This window comes from Bacillus sp. FSL K6-0042, assembly GCF_038006685.1.
Lineage (GTDB): Bacteria > Bacillota > Bacilli > Bacillales > Bacillaceae_G > Bacillus_A > Bacillus_A pseudomycoides.
Window position 1 is genome coordinate 144,856 of sequence record NZ_JBBOVS010000001.1, and the last position, 19,163, is coordinate 164,018.

Sequence of the window (19,163 nt, forward strand, 5' to 3'; positions counted from 1 at the left end):
GACGGAACGACTGATCCTTCGTCCTTTTCAAGAAGAGGATTATGTAAGCTGATATGAAGGATTCCATAATCGATCGGCATCTCAGTATAAGTATGATGATGGTTATCAAGATATGGCGTATTCAACAAAAGAATGGTTTACCGAATGGATACGTGGCTTTGATGAATCAGCAAAATGGGATGACATGTATGTGTTAGGAGTGTTTTGTAAAGAAGATGGTGCGAATGTTGGTAAAGTTGAGCTTATTACAATTTTACGAATAGATTATCAATGGGCGATGATGGGGTATTCAATCCACAATCAGTATTGGAAAAAGGAAGCGAAAGAGCATCTAATTTTCTTATTTCCGTCTAGATGTTTTTCTATATTAGCAGACTTATCATCTGATGACAGTATCAACCTCATAAAAGAGCAACTTAAACAACAAACAGAAGTGGTTGATCTTATTATTAATAATGCTGGAATACCGGGAAAAGAAACGGAGATCTTGCATACAACTTCAGAGGAATTAATGGCATTATTCAATATGCATTGTTTAGGTGTAATTCGTGCTGTTAAAGGTGCGTATGCTAATCTAATACAATCTGAAAATCCAAGAATTATTAATATTTCTTCACGTTTAGATTCTTTATCTAAAATGGCAGCTAAAGAATTTCCACAAGGGCAGTTTTCCTATTCATATCGTATTGCGAAGGCAGCACAAAACATGTTGAATTTATGTTTACAACAAGAATTTGAGGAAAAAGGCATTGTAGTGACCGCAATTTATCCAGGAAAGTTAAAAACAGAGATGGGGGCGTATGATGCAGATATAACACCAGATGAAGGAGCATACAACATATACAATTGGATAATGAGTACAAATGATGAAATTTCGGGTAAGTTCATTGATCCATCTTTAGGAGAGTTAGATTGGTAGTTTCAATTTTTGTATAGAAAGGTGAACACAATGTGTAATCTTACAACCATACAAAACATATTTGGTCCCTCGAAAAAAATATTAAATGGTTTACCGAATGCAATAACAATTGAAGAAACTGAAGAAGATTTACTGTATGATCATCAAAATTATAAAGAGAAGATAAAAAGATTTGTAGAGGTTTGTTCATGTTGGAAATTGAAAAGAGCAAGTGTTTTACTAGACAAAAGTTTCAACAGTTATACTCCGAGTGTAAAAGTGTTACGTGAACTTGGTTTTCAGCTCTATGCAGCGAAAATAGAAGTGTTTCGCAAGCTTACGGATATCGTAGCTCCAGAAAAACAATATGATTTTCGCTCTATAGCCGAAAGGACGTTGTCTGAAGCGGAATTTAAGTCGCTTTGGGAGCGATGTATGTCAGATTCGGATAATAAATCATCAATTCTTAATATCGATGAACATTTTTACGCTATACAAGCAGAATTAGGTGAGGATTGGCAAAAATCATGTATTGCTTTTTATGAAAAGGAGCAATCGATTGGAATATCCATTCCTCATATTGAACCTGGTACGAAGAATGAAGGTCGATTATTTTATTTTGGACTATTGCCGGAGGAACGTGGAAAAGGACTTAGTGCTCATATCCATCTTCAATCTTTATACATGTTAGAACAGATGGGGGCTACTTATTATATTGGAAGTACTCATATGACAAATGAAAAAATGCAAAAGGTTTTTTGGAAAAACGGATGCTCTATAAGGACAGAAACGGAATTGTATTGCAAAATATTTAAATAAATTCAGGAGATGAGAAAATGAAGGAAATAAAAGTTTTCCATTATGATGCATTTAGTACAAAGCCGAATATGGGAAATCCAGCTGGTCTTGTAATAGACGCAGAACGATTGACAGATGATGAAATGCAGCTGATTGCAGAAAAAGTAGGATTTAATGAAACCTCTTTTGTGCTTCCTTCCAATGTGGCTGATGTAAGAATCCGTTATTTTACACCAGGGCATGAAATGAATCTTTGCGGACATGCGACAGTGGGAACTATATATGCACTTCACGAAAGAGGGCTACTGAAGGGGAAACGAAATCTCACAATAGAAACGAAAGCAGGGGTTTTACCAGTACATATAGATATAGATGAAAATGGAGAATCATTTATTAAAATGAGACAAACAGCGCCACAGTTTCAAAAGTTTGATGGTTCCACTGAAGAATTAGCTCACAGCATTGGACTTCATGAAATGGATTTAGATGAAAAGCTACCAATTGTTTATGGGAGTACTGGAATTTGGACTTTGCTAGTCCCTATTAAAACGTTGGATGCCTTTCAAAGAATGAAACCAAATAATGAAGAGTTTCCATCTATTCTAAAAGAAGTACCAAAGGCATCGATTCATCCTCTTTGCTTAGAAACTTATGATGAAGTAGCGCATATGCATGGTCGGCATTTTTCATCACCTTATTCCGGGACGATAGAAGATTCAGTGACGGGAACTGCTTCTGGTGTAATGGGGGCTTATTATGCTAAATTTTTGAAGCAAGATTTTGATGGTGAAATGACATTAATTGTTGAACAAGGACAAGAAATGAATAAAGATGGTCGGATCGCAGTTTATGTAATAAAGAACCAGAAAGATGATTCACTCCAAATTGAGATTTCTGGAACTGCCGTGTATGTAAATGAGTTTCAAATTTTAATTTAAAAGTATGAAAAAAGTCCGGTCATATACCGAACTTTTTTATCTGTTTAAAACTTCAATAAAAGAGGCATTTCCATTTTGTCTCATTACAGAATGAAAATTGCTATTTTCTAACGTTTCGGCAACCTGTTTTAACTGTCTCACATCATCATGATGAATCAGTAAGCTGTCTGCTCCGCTTTCTTCAATGTGGATATGTTCGACATTACCAATGGCTTCGTGTACGGCTTGTAAAAAATCAGGTTTCATAAATGTCCTCCTATATATACAGGTGTTTTTTTATAGCATGCCCGTATTTATCAAAATTAAAAGTTGGCGGGAATACAAGAAAGGCTCATTGTTTCATACTTCTAATTCGAAGCAGGTTTTCATTACATGAAAATAAAATATGTATTAGGGAAAGAAGTGTGAAAAGGAGAATTGAAATGAATATAGCAGAGTTTAAAAAATCGATTGAAATGTTATTTGGAGAGCATCTTCATAAATATGGTGATGATGAATATGGCTTCACCCATATTAGTAAAGATGAATTCCATAAAATAGGTTATACAACGAACCTAACGCTGGAAACAATCGAAGAAGCACGAGTAAAGTAAGTCGATATGATTGTTACACATCATGCGCCGTGGAGCTTTTTATTCGGTATGGAAGAGGCTTGTGTTGGGAAATTAAAAGAATATGAAATCAATCATTTTTGGATACACTTGCCTTTAGACTTTGTGAATTTTGGAACTTGTATTTCGTTATTTAACGAAATTAAAATTGATAAAATACTTGAGTATTCTTCATATGAGGAAGAAGAGCTCCCTGGAATTGGAGAATATGAATCCGCTATTCCATTTTCGAGTCTAGTAGCAAGAGTCGAAGAAAGACTAGAAGAGAAAGTAAAAGCGTGGGAAGATCACAATCAACCAGTAAAACGAGTAGCAATTTTGACGGGGGCAGGAACAGCACAAATATTATAAAAAGAGCATTGGAAAAAGGTTGCGATACATATATAACGGGAGAGAAAACGTTATATACAGTTCAATATGCAAAATTTAAGGGAATCAATCTTATTGTTGGTAGTCATACGTTTACGGAAGTTTTTGGGGTGGAAAGTTTAGCTTATAAATTAAAAGAGCTGAATCGGGCATTAGAAATTACTAGATTATATGAAGAGCATTTGGAGTGAAGGGAAGGCAGCGGATGACAACGATATACACATACTATGGAGAATCAAAAGTTAAATTAACATGGAAAAAAGCTAATATATTACCAGACTATAAAGGTATTACGAGTGTCCATGGTTTTTGTTTTTATAAAAATAAAGTTGTATTAATAGATAATCATAATCGTAGTTGGGATTTTCCTGGAGGGCATATTGAAAAGGATGAAACGCCAGAAGAATGTTTTCAGAGGGAGGCGTGGGAAGAAGCGTATGTGGAAGGGAACTGTACCTTGCTTGGATATATCATTGTAGACCATAGTGAAAATCCGAATTGGAATGAAAATGATTCATATCCCAAAATAGGATATCAACCGTTTTATCGGATGGATATTACAGAAGTGCATGATTTTAATGGAGAGTATGAATCAAATAGAAGAATATTTGTGAGACCAAGCGAGGTTACAGTATATTACCCAAAGTGGAATGAGATTTATGATGAAATATTAGTTGCTGCATTATTGGTTCCAAAAGGATGAAGATTGCTTTTTCTATAATATAAAGATTTTTAAAGATTTTTTCTTGTATTTGTCAAATAGTAATAAAGTCATTTCATCTATAAGTAGTGATATTTAAGTAAGGATGTAGAATAAGGGTGGGAAAAGTGAAGATTTCAGAAATTATTGAACAGTTGGTTGTTAATGAAGTGATTGTTGATTATCCGAAAGGGTCCAAAAAATTAACTGGCGGTACTACAAGTAGACTGTATCTTCTAGAAGGAAAAGAGCAGTGTGTTGTAAAGTTGAATGAACCAAAAGTCATTGAAGAAGAAGCGTATTTTCTTGATTTTTATGAAAACGAAAGTATATTTCCTAAGCTTTTGTATGTAGACCCGCTCAATAGATATATGGCCTATTCATTTATCCCTGGTTCCACAAGTTATCATGCTGGGGATAAAAGAGATATTCTTTGTACACTTGTACAGAAAGTGATTGATAGATATAAAACAGCTATGAGTATGGATCAGTGGGGATGGAAAGAAGAACCGGTACACTCTTGGCAAGATTTTCTTTTAGAAAGGGTGATGGAGGCCCGTGAGAATGTAAGATCCTATATAGCAGAAGAAGATTTTCATACTGTTCTTAAATTGGTACATAGTCCAAATAGAAAGGCATATAGTAATCAACCATTTCTATTACATGGTGATTGTGGATTTCATAATTTTATATGTAGAGAAAATAAATTGTATGGTGTGATTGATCCTTTGCCAGTTTTGGGGGATCCAATATATGATTTGATTTATGCATTTTGTTCGACGCCAGAAGATTTGACGAAGGAAATGATAGGTGAGGTAGTAGAAAAGAGTGCTTTTCATAATAGGGCGAGAAACATTTTATATGAAGAAGTCGTAATTGTTTTATATTGCAGGTTAGATGCTTGTATGAGACATCATCCTGAAGATTTAGAAGCTTACTTAAAAGCTTGGTGTTATTGGATGAATCACATTCGTTAACGATGAAAGTTTAACAGAAAACAAATGGGGGTAGGAGAATGATTATGAAAAACTTTATTTGTACAACATGCGGCGTACAATATGCAGCAAGTGTAGAGGAACCAGTGAATTGTATGATTTGCAATGAGGAGAGACAGTATATTAATCCGAAAGGTCAATCTTGGACAACACTGGAGGATTTACAAGAGAGTAATACATATAAAAATGAAATCATTGAGGAAGAAACAGGGCTTTATAGCATTACAACAAAACCAGAATTTGCGATTGGTCAAACAACTTATTTGGTAAAAACAGAATCGTATAATTTGTTATGGGATTGTATTACTTATTTCGATGAAGCCACAATTGAGAAAGTGAATGAACTAGGAGGATTAGATGCGCTTGCGTTATCCCATCCACACTATTATTCTACTCAAGTAGAATGGGCGGAAAGATTTGATGTACCAATCTATATACATGAAGATGATAAACAGTGGGTGACGCGTTCAAGTAAACATATTGTTTTTTGGTCAGGAGAATCATTGCAATTAGCTGATGGACTCACTATACATCGTCTAGGGGGACATTTTAAAGGTGGTTCTGTTTTACATTGGTCACAAGGGAATGATGGAAAAGGGATTTTATTAACAGGGGATATTATTCAAGTTGTAGCGGATCAGCAGTGGGTGAGCTTTATGTACAGCTATCCAAATTTAATTCCGTTACCAGCGAATAAAGTAGAAGAGATGGCTAAAAGAGTAAAGTCACTGCCTTTTAATCGTTTATACAACGCTTTTCACCGAGTAGTAAAGGATGATGCGGATGAAGCTGTTCAGCGTTCGGCACAGCGTTATATTGCAGCGTTAGAAGGCAAATTGTTTCATACATAAAAGGGAGATATAGAAATGAACACATTAGTATGCTTTGGTGATAGTATTACAGCTGACGAAACATTTTGGAATGGAACACAGAGATTAACACCACGTTTACAAGAGCAGTTTTCGAATTGGAAAGTAGAAAATGCAGGTGTTCCTGGTGACAATACGTTTGATGCTTTAAAAAGAATAGAAGAGGATGTCCTATCTTATAAGCCGACATTTGTAATGGTCTTTTTTGGTGCGAATGATGCAGCATTTCATAAACAAGTATCACTACAAGAATATGAAGAGAATCTAATTAAGATTGTGAAAAAAATCTCACCAGAAAAGGTGCTGCTAATTAGCCCAGCACCAGTGGATGAGGAAAGACAGCATGCAAGAACAAATGAAGTATTAGGACAGTATGCAAAAGTGGTGGAAGAAGTATCAGAACAAACAGGAAGTCATTTTCTTGATTTACATACTCATATGATTGAAGAATTAGATTATAAGAAGTTCGTAGAAAATGAAGAGCGAGATGGATTACATTTTAGTGCTGCTGGTTATGAATATTTATCTGAGTTAATTGGGAATCAATTAAAAGAGATTTTTAAATAAATATGGTAAAGAAAAAGCAAAGCTACGAGTAGCTTTGCTTTTATTTTCTTGGTCTACGCACTAATTCACCACCGCAGTTTAGACACACTTGATGCGTTTTTTCTGTGCACGGTGCGCAAAATGTACATTCGTAAGTACAAATATAAGCTTCCGAATCCGTTTGAAGTGAAGTGTTGCAAGTTTGACAGTTTGTTTTCATTTCTAATGCCATAGTAGTTCCTCCTATTCTATGAAAGTTTATAATTTAATGATAATATAAAATGATGAATATATCCTTTTCGTATGAAAATATAATTAGAAGTTAATTTAGCATTTGCAATGAAATGTGCTATTTTATTTTGAAATTGATTGTTTAGTGACTTTTAAAGATTCATTAAGGGGGATTTAAAGCAAATCTATAAGTTTGTTAGTTGTTAAAACGGTAGCAAACATTTCATGAAGACTTACTAATGCAAGCTGATGGATATCTTCTGCATGATGATAATTTCCATCATATGAGATTCTACCAAATGTAGCTGTCGCATCTGAAACGACATAAGTTGAAAAACTTAAATTACCAGCCATACGTGCTGAAGTGGATACGCAATAGTCCGTTGTTAAACCGATAATGACGGCAGTTTCATAATTGTGTTCTCGTAAATATGCTTCTAAATTGGTTCTGATAAAAGCGCTATTCACATTTTTTTGAAATACTGGTTCATTTGGAAGTGGAGTAGCAAAGTCTTTAAATTCACTTCCGCTGCGTTCTTTACCCATTCGAGATTTTCAAAAGCAAAGAGCGATATATTTGATTGCACGAAATGAAAGGATTGGTAAAGTTCTCTTTAAGATGTTTACAGGAACTACTATGTAATTGTCGGAAGGTATTTTTTTAGTACTTATCTATATAAAGTTAAACAAGTAATACAACAACAGGGGGTACATGTTTTGTTACAGAATAATAATCATTTTGATTCAAAAAATGATGTGAGTTTTCACAGTTTACGAGCTGACTGTGAGAGTTGCTTTGGTTTGTGTTGTGTTGCACTACCATTCGCAGTTTCAGCAGATTTTGCAGTGAATAAAGATGCTGGGAAACCTTGTTCAAACTTGCAATCAGACTTTCGGTGTAGCACTCATAAAAATCTTAGGAAGAGCGGATTTAAAGGGTGCACCGTTTTTGAATGTTTCGGTGCAGGGCAAAAGGTTTCACAGGTGACTTTCGAAGGTGTCGACTGGAGAGAAGGCCCAGAACACGCGAAAAAGATGTATGATGTTTTTCCAATTATGCATCAACTCCATGAGATGCTTTGGTATTTGAATGAAGCTTTAACGTTAAAGGTGACAAGTCTGATTTATGGGGAGATTCGTGACGCGATTGAGGAGACAGAACGACTTTCAAGGCTTAGTCCAGATTTACTAATGAAAATAAATGTTCCATTACACCGAGCAGATGTAAATACTCTTCTTTTAAGGACGAGCGAACTAGTATGGATGGAGTCACGTCACGAGTATAAAGGCTCCAAAAAAAATAAGAGACCTGACCACCGAGGAGCGGATCTTATGGGGGCAAACCTTAAAAAAGCAAATTTGAGGGGAGCGAATTTAAGAGGGGCATACCTCATTGCTGCTGATCTTCGAGGTGCTGATTTAAGAATGGCTGACTTTATCGGTGCTGATTTACGAGATGCTGACTTAAGCGGAGCAAATCTAACAGACACTATTTTTCTAACTCAAGTCCAGATTAATGCAGCGAAAGGGGACGCAAACACGAAATTACCAAGTTTACTTTCTCGTCCAGCGCACTGGTCTGCTTGAGAAAAATATAAATTTGATCTTCATAAATACTAAAAAACACAGGCTATATTTTTTATAACGGGTTTGCTTTAAGAGTACAAAAACTTAATTAGAGCATTTATTTTAGGTCCAAATCGCATATGGTTTGGACCTATTATTTTTGTTGATTGTGTGTGACAATTGGGGGGCAGTTCAGATCTGCGTTTCCTAAAATTTTTATTTATTGGAAAAAGGATTAATGTAAATCCATAAAGGAATATGTTAGATATTAAGCTAAAAAAGCAGAAGGAAATGATAATTCTTCTGCTTTTTTCTCTGCGTTTTTAATGTTGAAAAATTTGAGATTTATAACGCTAATTCAGTTGCGAAATAAAATTTTGTACTTCAAAACCGAACCCGTTATATTTTTTATAGACTGTGTTATTGTTATTTTTTCTTTTCGAGTGTAGTTATTGCCACACTAAATATAATAAGAGCACCACCAATAAAAAAGTTCCGATTCAACGTTTCATTTAAAAGTAACCAGCCTAATAATGAGCCAACAATAGGCTGAAAAAAGAAAAACAATGAACCGATGCTGGCATCCATTAACTCAAGTCCTTTATTCCAAAGAAAAAAGGCTCCAGCGGTCGAGATGATTCCTAAATATAAAATACCTAAAATGATAGTGGTATTTAAGTCCCCAATTGGATTAGATTGTAATTCCCAAATCATACAGGGTGTAATGAAAAATAGTGAAAAGAAGATTGCGTACGTTGTAATGACTAAGGATGAAAATTGTTGAGAAGCAATCTTTACATAAATAGATAGTAGAGCCCATGTAATCGCAGCCCCCACTAAAATGATTGTGCCGATAAAATAAGAGCCTACTTCTATATCCCACCCAATAACAATTGTGACGCCTATTGTAGCTAAGGCGGTAGAGAGTATTCTGCGAGTCGTTAACTTTTCTTTCAAAATCAATGTAGCAAACACGACCATAAATGCTGGAGTGGCCGATGTAACTAAAGAGCCTGTGTGCGCATCTGATAATTTTGTTCCAACAAATTGGCACGTAATTGAAACAAAGTAGCCGATGAAGCCAATCCAAGCAAAAAGTTGCCAATCTTTTGTGTTTATTTGTATCGTTGTTTTTTGTTTTCGTTTTGTCGTTTTTAAAATCATGTACAAAACTACAAAGGCAATAATAAAGCGAAGCCAGACAAGTGTGAGAGGCGGAACAAAGTCTAGTACATATTTACTAACAACATACATACCACCCCAAATACTTGCTGCAAGTGATAAACATATAGCGCCTAAAATTGTTTGTTTCATTGTGAAATACCTCCGTCTATTTATAGGATTGTAAAATAGGGAATCCTAAGACGAGGCATGTTTTTTATAAAAAATACGTATGCCCGTCTTAGATTATAGACGGATTACAGGTTGATCGTTTTCAAATAGGTTGTTGTAGTACATAAGAATTTCTCCTCTCAATATTTTGTATTTGTTTATCATAAATAAGTTTTATAATAAAAGTATAACTTAATTTTCAGATTATTGGAGGGTAAAATGAAATATGTTGTGATTCAGTCTCACGCTAGTAATTATCCAGAACCAATCAGTTTAGAAAAAGGAGATCAAGTGCGGGTTGGGAATGTATATTCAGGGCCAGAAAACTGGAACAATTGGGTATATTGCCGTGCTGAGCATAGTGGTCTGGCGGGATGGGTTCCAGAGCAAATAATAACATGTGAAAACAATGATTCTGGTATTGTGCTTGAAACATATACGGCGAAAGAATTAAATGTAGAAAAAGGAGATATTCTCATTGGTTTAAAGGAATTAAATGGTTGGCTATGGTGCAAGAAAATAGAATGTGAAGAAGTTGGTTGGATTCCGAAAGTAAATGTACGGTTAAAGCAAAAGATGTATTTTGAAAATTAATATGATGAAATATGAATAAAAATATAACTCAATTCTTTTCGCCCTTGTGTTATAAATTATAAATTCAAACTCATGAAACTCTAAATAAGAGAAATAATAGTAAAATAACCCTTGTATTTCACTGGGTAAAATATGGCATAATCATTTTGCCGCAAAATATATAGAGAAATAAGGGTATGTAAAAGGAGAAAATGAATGAGTTTTGCTATTGAAGTTTTAATTCAAGCACCAATTGATGTGTCGTATTTGAATATGTAAAAGATGATGAAAAAACGAAGGAATGGAATACATTTTTAATTGAAAATCGTTGTCCGTTAGAGCGAGTGAAAGAACATTCACGTGTAGGAGATACATTTATTTCCGTTCAAAAAATGGGTAAGAAAATATTTGAGTCGGAAGTGGAATTTTTAGAATATGAAGCACCGTATATCATTACTCTTGGCGGTGAGATGAAACAAGGATATTCTACTACAACATACATATTGGAAGAAGAGGAAGGCACACTTCTTACATTAATTGTTGAGTATACACCTAGCAATCTATTCTATCGTATTTTATATAAATTAACAGGTTGGATGGATCAGATTGAACGTTTAGCAGAGTGTGTAGAAGCTACTCATAATAAAGAAAAAGAAATATAGGAAGAAGGAGATCTGCAACATATAGCGGATCTTCTTTGCATATATTGTGAATAATAAACCGTCACGTTTGACTGTACAGTTTATGTGTTGTATGATGTTCTTAACATAAATGGGGAGGGAAAAATCGTTGGGAAGGTGTATCGAATCGGACAGTTGGCTCACTTGGCTCACGTATCGAAACGAACGATTGATTATTATACGAATCTAGGTATCTTAAAAGCGGAGCGATCTCAATCTAATTATCGCTATTACGATGAAACAGCATTTGAAACATTACAATTTATTGAGAAATGCAAGGAAATGCATATGCCGCTTTGTGAGATTAAAGAGAGGATCGAGGAGAGGAAGAAGCTGCTCGGTATCAATGAACACGTTTCGAAACAAGTGAATGAAGTGACAAACCACATCCATCGATTAGAAACAGAGCTAACACAGTTGAAACCTCTGTTAGATGGGTTAACAGATTCACAACGTGAAAAAATATCGAAATCTTTATCGGGTCAAACGACAGCTTTAATACAAACACTGATACTATTTTTATAGTTAAAGTTGGATCCAACTCTTTTAATTTCTGTATAGGGCTATGTTTTCTAAAGAAACAGAGAATAAGAAAACATTATAAGTATACAGGAGGTGAACACCTTAGTTTTTTTACTAAGGGGATTCATTGGAAATATTTAATTTAGTCATGGTTGCGTTTTTAATCGCATTTACTGGATTTTTCGTAGCAGCAGAGTTTGCGATTGTTAAGGTACGTTCAAGTCGTATAGATCAGCTTGTTGCGGAAGGAAAACGCGGTGCGTTAGCAGCAAAAAAGGTAACAACAAATTTAGATGAATATTTATCTGCTTGTCAGTTAGGAATTACAGTAACGGCAATGGGACTTGGTTGGTTAGGTGAACCGACAATAGAAAAGCTATTGCATCCATTATTTGAGAAATGGAACTTAAACCCTTCTATTTCACAAGTATTGACTTTTGGCCTTGCATTTATGACAATGACGTATTTGCACGTTGTAGTAGGGGAATTAGCTCCGAAAACAATGGCAATTCAAAAGGCTGAAAGAGTAACTTTATTATTTGCTGGACCTTTAATGATGTTCTACAAAGTGATGTATCCTTTTATTTGGATACTAAATAGTTCAGCGCGTGTCGTAACTGGCTTATTCGGTTTGAAACCAGCTTCTGAACATGAAGTAGCACATACGGAAGAAGAGTTACGTCTGATTCTTTCAGAGAGCTATGAAAGTGGAGAAATTAATCAAGCAGAATATAAGTATGTAAATAATATCTTTGAATTTGATAATCGCATTGCGAAAGAGATTATGGTACCACGGACAGAAATCGTCGGTTTCTATCTCGAAGATTCAGTAGAAGAACACATGAAAATTATCCAAAGCGAACGATACACACGTTATCCAATCTTTGGAGAAGATAAAGATGATATTATCGGTATGGTCAACGTAAAAGACTTTTTTATTCGATATATGAAAGGCGATACAGAAGATTTATCATCTATTCGTACGTATATGCGTCCGATTATTGAAGTGATGGAAACAACTCCAATTCATGATTTACTTCTGCAAATGCAGAAAAAGCGAATTCCAATGGCTGTATTATATGATGAGTACGGAGGTACAGCCGGAATCGTAACGCTTGAAGATATATTGGAAGAAATCGTCGGCGAAATTCGTGATGAATATGATGAAGATGAACATCCACCAATTCAACACGTAAATGAACATCATAAAATTGTTGATGGAAAAGTGTTAATTACAGAAGTGAAAGATTTATTTGGCCTACACATTGAGGAAGAAGATGTGGATACAATTGGTGGATGGATTATGATGCAGAATCATGAAATTGAAGAGGGACAATGTGTCGAAGCAGAGGGATATGAGTTTAAAGTTCTTGAAAAAGATGCATATCAAATTAAACGCATTGAAATTCGAAAAATTGATCATCAACAAGAGAAAGCAGCAACTGTGTAGGTTGCTGCTTTCTTTTTTACCTATCGCAAAACTTGAAACAAGGAGCGGATATTTTGATTGAAGTTGCGTTACGAGTATACAAACTACAATTATATATGATTTTTAGTGGTTTACTACTTCTATGGACGATAACGCCTTTTTCAAAGCAAGTTACTGGATTCGGGATCGGATTAGCTGTAAGTGCATACTGTCTTTGGTTGTTAGCAAGACGAGTTGAAAAGATTGGGAAAAGTATTGTATTAAAACAACGTGCGCCTGGATTAGGAATTTTAAATCGTTTTGCAGCTGCGATACTAGGTGCGATCATTATGTATGAAATTGAACATGAAATGGAAATGTGGGCATTTGGTACGGGCATTTTAGGTGGTCACTTTTTAATGATTGCGAATTTAGCGTATGCGAATATGCAGTTAGTAAGAGAAGAAGAGGAAAAAAGAAAAAGGGTTACACAGGATTCAAAATAAGAAGATAAAAGGGAACCGAAAACGGTTCTTTTTTTATTTTCTTATTTTTTCATGGGAAAATAAAAAAATTTAGAAAACCCATCGCTTTCTAAAGGTTATATATGTTATTATGACAAAAGACTTTTTGAAAGAGGTGGATGCAAATGTTACAAGCGCTACTTATTTTTGTACTTCAAATTATTTATGTTCCAGTTTTAACGATCAGGACGATTTTGCTTGTAAAGAATCAAACAAGATCCGCTGCTGGTGTGGGATTACTAGAAGGTGCAATCTATATTGTAAGTTTAGGAATTGTATTTCAAGATTTATCAAATTGGATGAATATTATAGCCTATGTGATCGGTTTTAGTGCCGGACTTTTATTAGGCGGTTATATAGAAAATAAATTGGCAATTGGGTATATTACATACCAAGTTAGTTTACTAGATCGTTGTAATGAGTTGGTAGATGAATTAAGACATGCTGGGTTTGGCGTAACTGTATTTGAGGGAGAAGGGATTAATTCTATCCGTTACCGCCTAGATATCGTTGCGAAGCGCTCTCGTGAGAAAGAGCTATTGGAAATTATTAATCGAATTGCACCGAAGGCGTTTATGTCTTCCTATGAGATTCGTTCTTTCAAAGGTGGCTACTTAACAAAAGCGATGAAAAAACGAGCATTAATGAAGAAGAAAGATCATGCTTCATAAAAAAATAGCTAATTTCTTCTGAATTTAATAGTGTTACACATTGTATAAAAAGAAAAGGATAGATGCAGGCAGAAGCAATCTGAGTGATCTATTCTTTTTTTTGCCACAAAAGAGCTTATTTGCCACTACAACATAAATGGTTGTAGTATGGAAGGGTGACTTGTTGATAGAATAGCTGAAAAAGAAAGTTTTAAATAAATTTGATATTTGTTTCGCATCGTCATCTTTTATTTTTAAATACTCAAGAGATATTTTGTTCTAGACATCATTTTTTCGTTACAGTGATCAAGAAGATAAGGAATCGCGGGAACAGCTGAAAATCGCATATGCGAAGATGTATGAAAGAATATGATCAGTTAATTGGAGAAGGGATTTGAATTACCAAAAGAGAATATATTAAGGATCTATAAACCATTTTATTCCAACATAATGATATTTATTGAAGACGAGGAGGGAAAAACGTGTATAAATTACCGTTAGGCTTACAAATACCAGATCGAATACCAGATCGAATTGATTATCCAAGTGGGGATGATTACGATACTATACAACAAAAACGGGCGAGAGCGAACATTGTGGAAGGATACAAGATGAGAGAGATTGAAGGTGGAAAGTTTCAGTATTTTACCGAAATCAATATTGATGCTGATAGAATTTGGCACTTGTTTGTAACATTAGTTAATACAATGATTAAAGAAGGGATAGCTTATGGAATTGTAGGAATGAAAGGGGAAGAGCCCGTTCTTAGTCGCTTTACTGAATCTGACCGAATCATGAATCTTTTCAAAGAATATAAATTTGAACTTACAAATGATGGATTTCTCCAATTTGGAATTGCGACTGAAGATGGTACATCCTATAATGAAATTTTTGTGACAAGTTTTAAAACCTTTCGAGTATGGAGTGAAAACAAAAGTGACGTTCTAACTGCATTGAATCAACTGCATTTAAAGGAGTATAAGGACCTGGAATTCATTCATGATTTTCCAATAAAGTCAAAAGCACTTTCTCCACAACAATACCCTGGGATTCGACATTACACAGAGGTTTTGGAAGAATTGGAAAAAGCTTTTTCTCTCTTATTATAATGAATATGTTCTGAAATAGGAAATCATAAGAAGGCGAATAAAGAGGTTTATAAAAGAAAAAAGTACATCACTTTAGATAAATGATGTACCAATAGATATATAATGTGTAACCTTATATAGTTTTTCTTTATCGTGGATTATATGGTTTGTAATGCTATAAATATATTTTATCCAAAGGTGAAAGGTTACATAAAAGATATTATTGCATTGGTGGCAGAAAACGTTCAAAGTAAAAAAGTATTGATGATATTTTAGTATCAAAAGCTTATCAAGACTGGTACTTTACTACATATTTTAAGACAAACTTGAAAAAAGTTTATGATTTTATCACTAAATCAGTGAACTAAGAAGAGTATAAAGGATATAAGATAAACATAGTTGCACTTGAAGAGAAACTGGTTTTTGTTGAACTAACGAGGATTTTTCCGGAATAAGTAACGAAAAACATTCACTTCTTTAAGTCTAATAAAAAATCAATAAATTCCACCTTTTTATGTAGAAAAGTAGAATTTATTTTTGTAAAAAATCTATATTCTCTCTTAAATAGTTAATAATTATCAGATAATACTAGATATTTTAGTCTATTAATTATTATAATAGAGTATGAGATGGTTATATTTGAGGCAGGAGAGATAGGTTCCTAGGTAGAGGGGTCTAGGCGACGCTTTGCTTTTTGCGACCTTTAAGCAGATGCACCTACTCTTTTTTGCTAATATAGGGGATGGAGAGATTATCATGAGCAACATGCAGCAAAAAACAGACGTTATCTTAATTGGTGCCGGAATCATGAGCGCGACTTTGGGATCATTACTGAAAGAGTTAGCACCTGAATGGGAAATCAAAGTGTTCGAGAAACTCGCAAACGCAGGAGAAGAAAGTTCTAACGAATGGAATAATGCGGGAACGGGCCACGCTGCACTTTGTGAACTGAACTATACATCCGAAAAATCTGATGGATCTATAGATATTCGCAAAGCTATCAAAATTAATGAACAGTTTCAGCTTTCAAGACAATTTTGGTCTTATCTTGTAAATAGTAATCTGATTCGTAATCCGCAAGACTTTATCATGCCAATACCTCATATGAGTATGGTACAAGGGGAAAAAAATGTAACGTTTTTGAAAAAACGTTTTGAAGCGCTTTCAAATAGTCCGCTGTTTCAAGGGATGGAATTTTCTGATGACCATGAAAAGCTGAAGGAGTGGATGCCGCTTATTATGGAAGGGCGTACATCGAATGAGCCAATAGCGGCAACAAAAATCGATTCTGGAACGGATGTCAACTTTGGTGCTTTAACACGTATGTTGTTTGACCACTTGCAGAGTAAAAATGTCGAAATAAACTACAAACATAGTGTCGAGAATATTAAACGTGCTAGCGACGGATCATGGGAAGTGAAAGTGCATGATATGGATAGTGGTAAAATCGAATACCATACTGCAAAATTCGTCTTTATCGGCGGTGGGGGCGGAAGTCTGCCTTTACTACAAAAAACCGGTATTCCTGAGTCAAAACATATTGGAGGGTTCCCGGTAAGCGGATTATTTATGGTATGTAACAATCCGGAAGTTGCAGCGCAGCATCATGCGAAAGTATACGGTAAGGCTAAGGTTGGTGCTCCGCCAATGTCTGTTCCGCATCTTGATACAAGATATATTGACAACAAAAAAACATTGCTGTTTGGACCGTTTGCCGGCTTCTCACCAAAGTTCTTAAAAACTGGTTCGAATTTTGATTTGATAGGTTCCGTAAAACCAAATAATGTCCTCACTATGATGGCGGCAGGCGTAAAAGAGATGTCATTGACAAAATACTTGATCCAGCAAGTTATGTTATCGAATGAAAAGCGCATGGAAGAATTACGCGAGTTTATTCCGAACGCCAAAAGCGAGGATTGGGGTATAGTGGTAGCGGGCCAACGTGTGCAAGTTATCAAAGATACTGATGCCGGTGGTAAAGGAACACTTCAATTTGGTACGGAAGTTGTTAGTGCCGCTGATGGCTCGATAGCTGCATTGCTCGGCGCTTCTCCGGGTGCTTCTACTGCTGTTCACGTTATGCTTGAGGTATTAGAAAAATGCTTCCCACAACGTATGAAAGAGTGGGAACTGAAAATAAAAGAAATGATTCCTTCTTATGGCGTGTCACTAGCGGAAAACCCAGAGATTTTCCAAGAGATTCATACTTCAACAGCGCAGACGCTTGATCTAAGCCAAAAAGAACTAGTTTACAGTTAATTCTTTGGATGTAGGAACAAGGGCATTTAAGGAAGTTAAACAGTTCATTGAACTACCCCCACCTACCTCTACACGAGCTTGAGGCGGGGGATTCTACTATTTCAAAACACTTCCTCTCGTTCAACAAAGAGGATACAACGATATAGAAATTCCGTAGTGTCCTTATGTAAGACGACCTATTCTATCTTCCGTGGAAAACAGGTACAGCTACTTTTTTCTTATATCGAGGTGTAGAACACTTTGTCATGCATCCAGTTCCTAGACTTGTTATCTACTCTGGTAACAAGTGTAAGAGACTGAGACAAGGTGTTCTTTTTTCTTTATGCAAACAATTTTCTTAGCTTTTTCTTTTCACTTTCAAATACGTCTAATCGCTCGATCTGTAAGGCTTCTTTCGGCTTATTATACCGCTTCGCTAAGTCAACTAAGCGAATGGCTTCCACTTCGATGATCTTTGTGATTTGTCCGGTGGATTTACCTAGAATCGAAAAATGGAGGGAACCACTTCCTTTATAATTTCCATCCTTTGTTACATTTGCCCACGCAAAATGCTCAAGATTGCAATCTACACCAATAACACCATCTGCTTTACTATAATTTGTGTTTGGATTTTCCGGTACATCGACTAAACATTTTGCAATGTAATATTCACCATGGTCTTCCACAGACCACGCAATCGGTTTACCGTTTTTTTTCTTATTTTTACACTGTAATTGAGTTATGATCACTTCTTCAATGATTTCTTGTCCATACGGGAACGTAACCGCTGGAAACATAACCGGTTTTCCTGTACTTGTCGTCATCCATAATTCCTGTTTCTCGATCACATACTGGAATACAAAATTTTCGTGTTTCGCATCTTTACGACCAGATAGAATGAGTTGTTTATTTTGAGCACGGGAAAAGAATGTTTTCCATTTGTCATGGTTCGTAAGCGTCAAACTGTCCCCACCTACCAATAGAATCAGTTCCATGTCAAAACAGATCAATCAATAGCGTGGAAGAATCGAGTGGACGCTTGTTGTTCCAGTGGTTTAAGCATCCGAAGCTCGTAAGAAAAAGAAAGATGTTTATTTAAATCTTAATGCGTTCGCTTTTACTGTTGGTTATGATTGGTAGGGACATTCTCCATTAATAATTCGTAGGAAAGAGATAAACATTAGAAAAACTGTCAATAAAAATTCATGTAAACCCTCTAAAAAAGTCTTACAATCAAAGCGGAGAGACTTTGGAACGGGAGGCGCTAGCCATGAATCGAATTGAACGTGAAGAGAAAACAATTAGCATTATGATTGATATGTATTGTAAAAACGAACATGAACAAGATACTATATGTGAAGAATGTCAGAAGTTAAAAGAGTATGCTTATTTTCGTTTATCAAAATGTCCATTTCAAGAGAAGAAGCCAGCATGTCAAAATTGCAAAATTCATTGTTATAAACCAGATATGAAAGATTTCGTTAAGGATGTTATGAAGAAGAGCGGACCGAAAATGATTTTAAAACATCCATATTTCGCGGTCATGCATGTTGTTGACACGATAAAGAAGGCTCCTGACTTACCGAAAAGAAAAAAGAGCTAAAAGAAAAAACGGGTTGTCTAACAA

At 35.3% G+C, this 19,163-nt stretch carries 19 protein-coding genes and 4 pseudogenes; 18 read left to right on the forward strand and 5 right to left on the reverse strand.

From position 1 onward, the window contains the following. Positions 1–280 precede the first annotated feature (280 nt). From MHH45_RS00750 to MHH45_RS00760, 3 genes are read left to right on the forward strand one after another with little or no spacing between them, the layout of a single operon-like run. Positions 281–919: an SDR family NAD(P)-dependent oxidoreductase gene (locus MHH45_RS00750; protein ID WP_314001943.1), complete on the forward strand. Its 639-nt coding sequence runs from the start codon at positions 281–283 to the stop codon at positions 917–919. Positions 920–949: 30 nt separating this feature from the next. Continuing rightward, entirely contained in the window at positions 950–1,717 is a 768-nt protein-coding gene (locus MHH45_RS00755) for a GNAT family N-acetyltransferase (protein ID WP_088094239.1), read from the forward strand. 17 nt (positions 1,718–1,734) lie between these two features. After that, positions 1,735–2,634 (forward strand): PhzF family phenazine biosynthesis protein, encoded by a 900-nt coding sequence (locus MHH45_RS00760; protein WP_016115498.1) that lies wholly within the window; start codon positions 1,735–1,737, stop codon positions 2,632–2,634. 36 nt (positions 2,635–2,670) lie between these two features. Here MHH45_RS00760 and MHH45_RS00765 read toward each other — a convergent pair whose 3' ends face one another. Then, entirely contained in the window at positions 2,671–2,880 is a 210-nt protein-coding gene (locus tag MHH45_RS00765; RefSeq protein WP_016115497.1) for a hypothetical protein, read from the reverse strand. 176 nt (positions 2,881–3,056) lie between these two features. Here MHH45_RS00765 and MHH45_RS00770 point away from each other — a divergent pair. The 5 genes and pseudogenes from MHH45_RS00770 to MHH45_RS00790 all read left to right on the forward strand — a co-directional run bounded on the left by MHH45_RS00770 (position 3,057) and on the right by MHH45_RS00790 (position 6,745). Then, positions 3,057–3,805 (forward strand): annotated as a pseudogene (locus tag MHH45_RS00770) (Nif3-like dinuclear metal center hexameric protein). A 14-nt stretch (positions 3,806–3,819) separates the two neighbouring features. Next, positions 3,820–4,317: an NUDIX hydrolase gene (locus MHH45_RS00775; protein ID WP_088094238.1), complete on the forward strand. Its 498-nt coding sequence runs from the start codon at positions 3,820–3,822 to the stop codon at positions 4,315–4,317. A 125-nt stretch (positions 4,318–4,442) separates the two neighbouring features. Next, positions 4,443–5,291, forward strand: coding sequence for an aminoglycoside phosphotransferase family protein (locus tag MHH45_RS00780; protein WP_016131736.1), 849 nt, complete (start codon positions 4,443–4,445; stop codon positions 5,289–5,291). 44 nt (positions 5,292–5,335) lie between these two features. Further along, complete coding sequence (locus MHH45_RS00785; protein ID WP_016115492.1) at positions 5,336–6,160, forward strand: MBL fold metallo-hydrolase; 825 nt, start codon at positions 5,336–5,338, stop codon at positions 6,158–6,160. Positions 6,161–6,175: 15 nt separating this feature from the next. Beyond that, the gene (locus MHH45_RS00790; protein WP_016115491.1) at positions 6,176–6,745 is read left to right on the forward strand and encodes an SGNH/GDSL hydrolase family protein; all 570 of its coding nucleotides are present in this window, start codon (positions 6,176–6,178) and stop codon (positions 6,743–6,745) included. A 40-nt stretch (positions 6,746–6,785) separates the two neighbouring features. On the opposite strand, the gene MHH45_RS00795 is transcribed toward MHH45_RS00790, so the two are convergent. Both MHH45_RS00795 and MHH45_RS00800 read right to left on the reverse strand, forming a co-directional pair. Next, positions 6,786–6,956 (reverse strand): DUF1272 domain-containing protein, encoded by a 171-nt coding sequence (locus tag MHH45_RS00795; RefSeq protein WP_016115490.1) that lies wholly within the window; start codon positions 6,954–6,956, stop codon positions 6,786–6,788. Between the two features lie 173 nt (positions 6,957–7,129). After that, positions 7,130–7,495 (reverse strand): annotated as a pseudogene (locus tag MHH45_RS00800) (cysteine hydrolase family protein); the annotation flags it as partial. A 177-nt stretch (positions 7,496–7,672) separates the two neighbouring features. On the opposite strand from MHH45_RS00800, the gene MHH45_RS00805 reads away from it, so the two are divergent. Continuing rightward, positions 7,673–8,542, forward strand: coding sequence for a pentapeptide repeat-containing protein (locus MHH45_RS00805; RefSeq protein WP_140386076.1), 870 nt, complete (start codon positions 7,673–7,675; stop codon positions 8,540–8,542). Positions 8,543–8,947: 405 nt separating this feature from the next. Here the strand turns inward: MHH45_RS00805 and MHH45_RS00810 are convergent, their stop codons facing one another. Continuing rightward, positions 8,948–9,835: a DMT family transporter gene (locus tag MHH45_RS00810; RefSeq protein ID WP_016115487.1), complete on the reverse strand. Its 888-nt coding sequence runs from the start codon at positions 9,833–9,835 to the stop codon at positions 8,948–8,950. 237 nt (positions 9,836–10,072) lie between these two features. Here MHH45_RS00810 and MHH45_RS00815 point away from each other — a divergent pair, with 237 nt between their 5' ends. The 8 genes and pseudogenes from MHH45_RS00815 to MHH45_RS00850 all read left to right on the forward strand — a co-directional run bounded on the left by MHH45_RS00815 (position 10,073) and on the right by MHH45_RS00850 (position 17,557). After that, positions 10,073–10,447 carry an SH3 domain-containing protein gene (locus tag MHH45_RS00815; RefSeq protein ID WP_016115486.1) on the forward strand — a complete coding sequence of 125 codons (375 nt, stop codon included), beginning with the start codon at positions 10,073–10,075 and terminating at the stop codon, positions 10,445–10,447. A 195-nt stretch (positions 10,448–10,642) separates the two neighbouring features. After that, positions 10,643–11,088, forward strand: a pseudogene (locus MHH45_RS00820) (SRPBCC family protein). A gap of 135 nt (positions 11,089–11,223) precedes the next feature. After that, the gene (locus MHH45_RS00825; protein WP_018766274.1) at positions 11,224–11,631 is read left to right on the forward strand and encodes a MerR family transcriptional regulator; all 408 of its coding nucleotides are present in this window, start codon (positions 11,224–11,226) and stop codon (positions 11,629–11,631) included. Positions 11,632–11,755: 124 nt separating this feature from the next. Further along, complete coding sequence (locus MHH45_RS00830) at positions 11,756–13,078, forward strand: hemolysin family protein (RefSeq protein ID WP_016115483.1); 1,323 nt, start codon at positions 11,756–11,758, stop codon at positions 13,076–13,078. 53 nt (positions 13,079–13,131) lie between these two features. After that, positions 13,132–13,542 (forward strand): ATP synthase subunit I, encoded by a 411-nt coding sequence (locus MHH45_RS00835; protein WP_016115482.1) that lies wholly within the window; start codon positions 13,132–13,134, stop codon positions 13,540–13,542. A gap of 143 nt (positions 13,543–13,685) precedes the next feature. After that, positions 13,686–14,231 (forward strand): DUF2179 domain-containing protein, encoded by a 546-nt coding sequence (locus tag MHH45_RS00840; RefSeq protein ID WP_016115481.1) that lies wholly within the window; start codon positions 13,686–13,688, stop codon positions 14,229–14,231. A 461-nt stretch (positions 14,232–14,692) separates the two neighbouring features. Beyond that, positions 14,693–15,319 carry a hypothetical protein gene (locus MHH45_RS00845; RefSeq protein ID WP_016115480.1) on the forward strand — a complete coding sequence of 209 codons (627 nt, stop codon included), beginning with the start codon at positions 14,693–14,695 and terminating at the stop codon, positions 15,317–15,319. 690 nt (positions 15,320–16,009) lie between these two features. Continuing rightward, positions 16,010–17,557 (forward strand): malate:quinone oxidoreductase, encoded by a 1,548-nt coding sequence (locus MHH45_RS00850; protein ID WP_077295080.1) that lies wholly within the window; start codon positions 16,010–16,012, stop codon positions 17,555–17,557. Positions 17,558–17,877: 320 nt separating this feature from the next. On the opposite strand, the pseudogene MHH45_RS00855 reads toward MHH45_RS00850, so the two are convergent. Then, a pseudogene (locus tag MHH45_RS00855) lies at positions 17,878–18,486 on the reverse strand (hypothetical protein); the annotation flags it as partial. A 320-nt stretch (positions 18,487–18,806) separates the two neighbouring features. Here MHH45_RS00855 and MHH45_RS00860 point away from each other — a divergent pair. Further along, a complete protein-coding gene (locus MHH45_RS00860; protein WP_016115477.1) occupies positions 18,807–19,139 on the forward strand; it encodes a nitrous oxide-stimulated promoter family protein in 333 nt (110 codons plus the stop codon). The last annotated feature ends 24 nt before the right edge of the window (positions 19,140–19,163 follow it).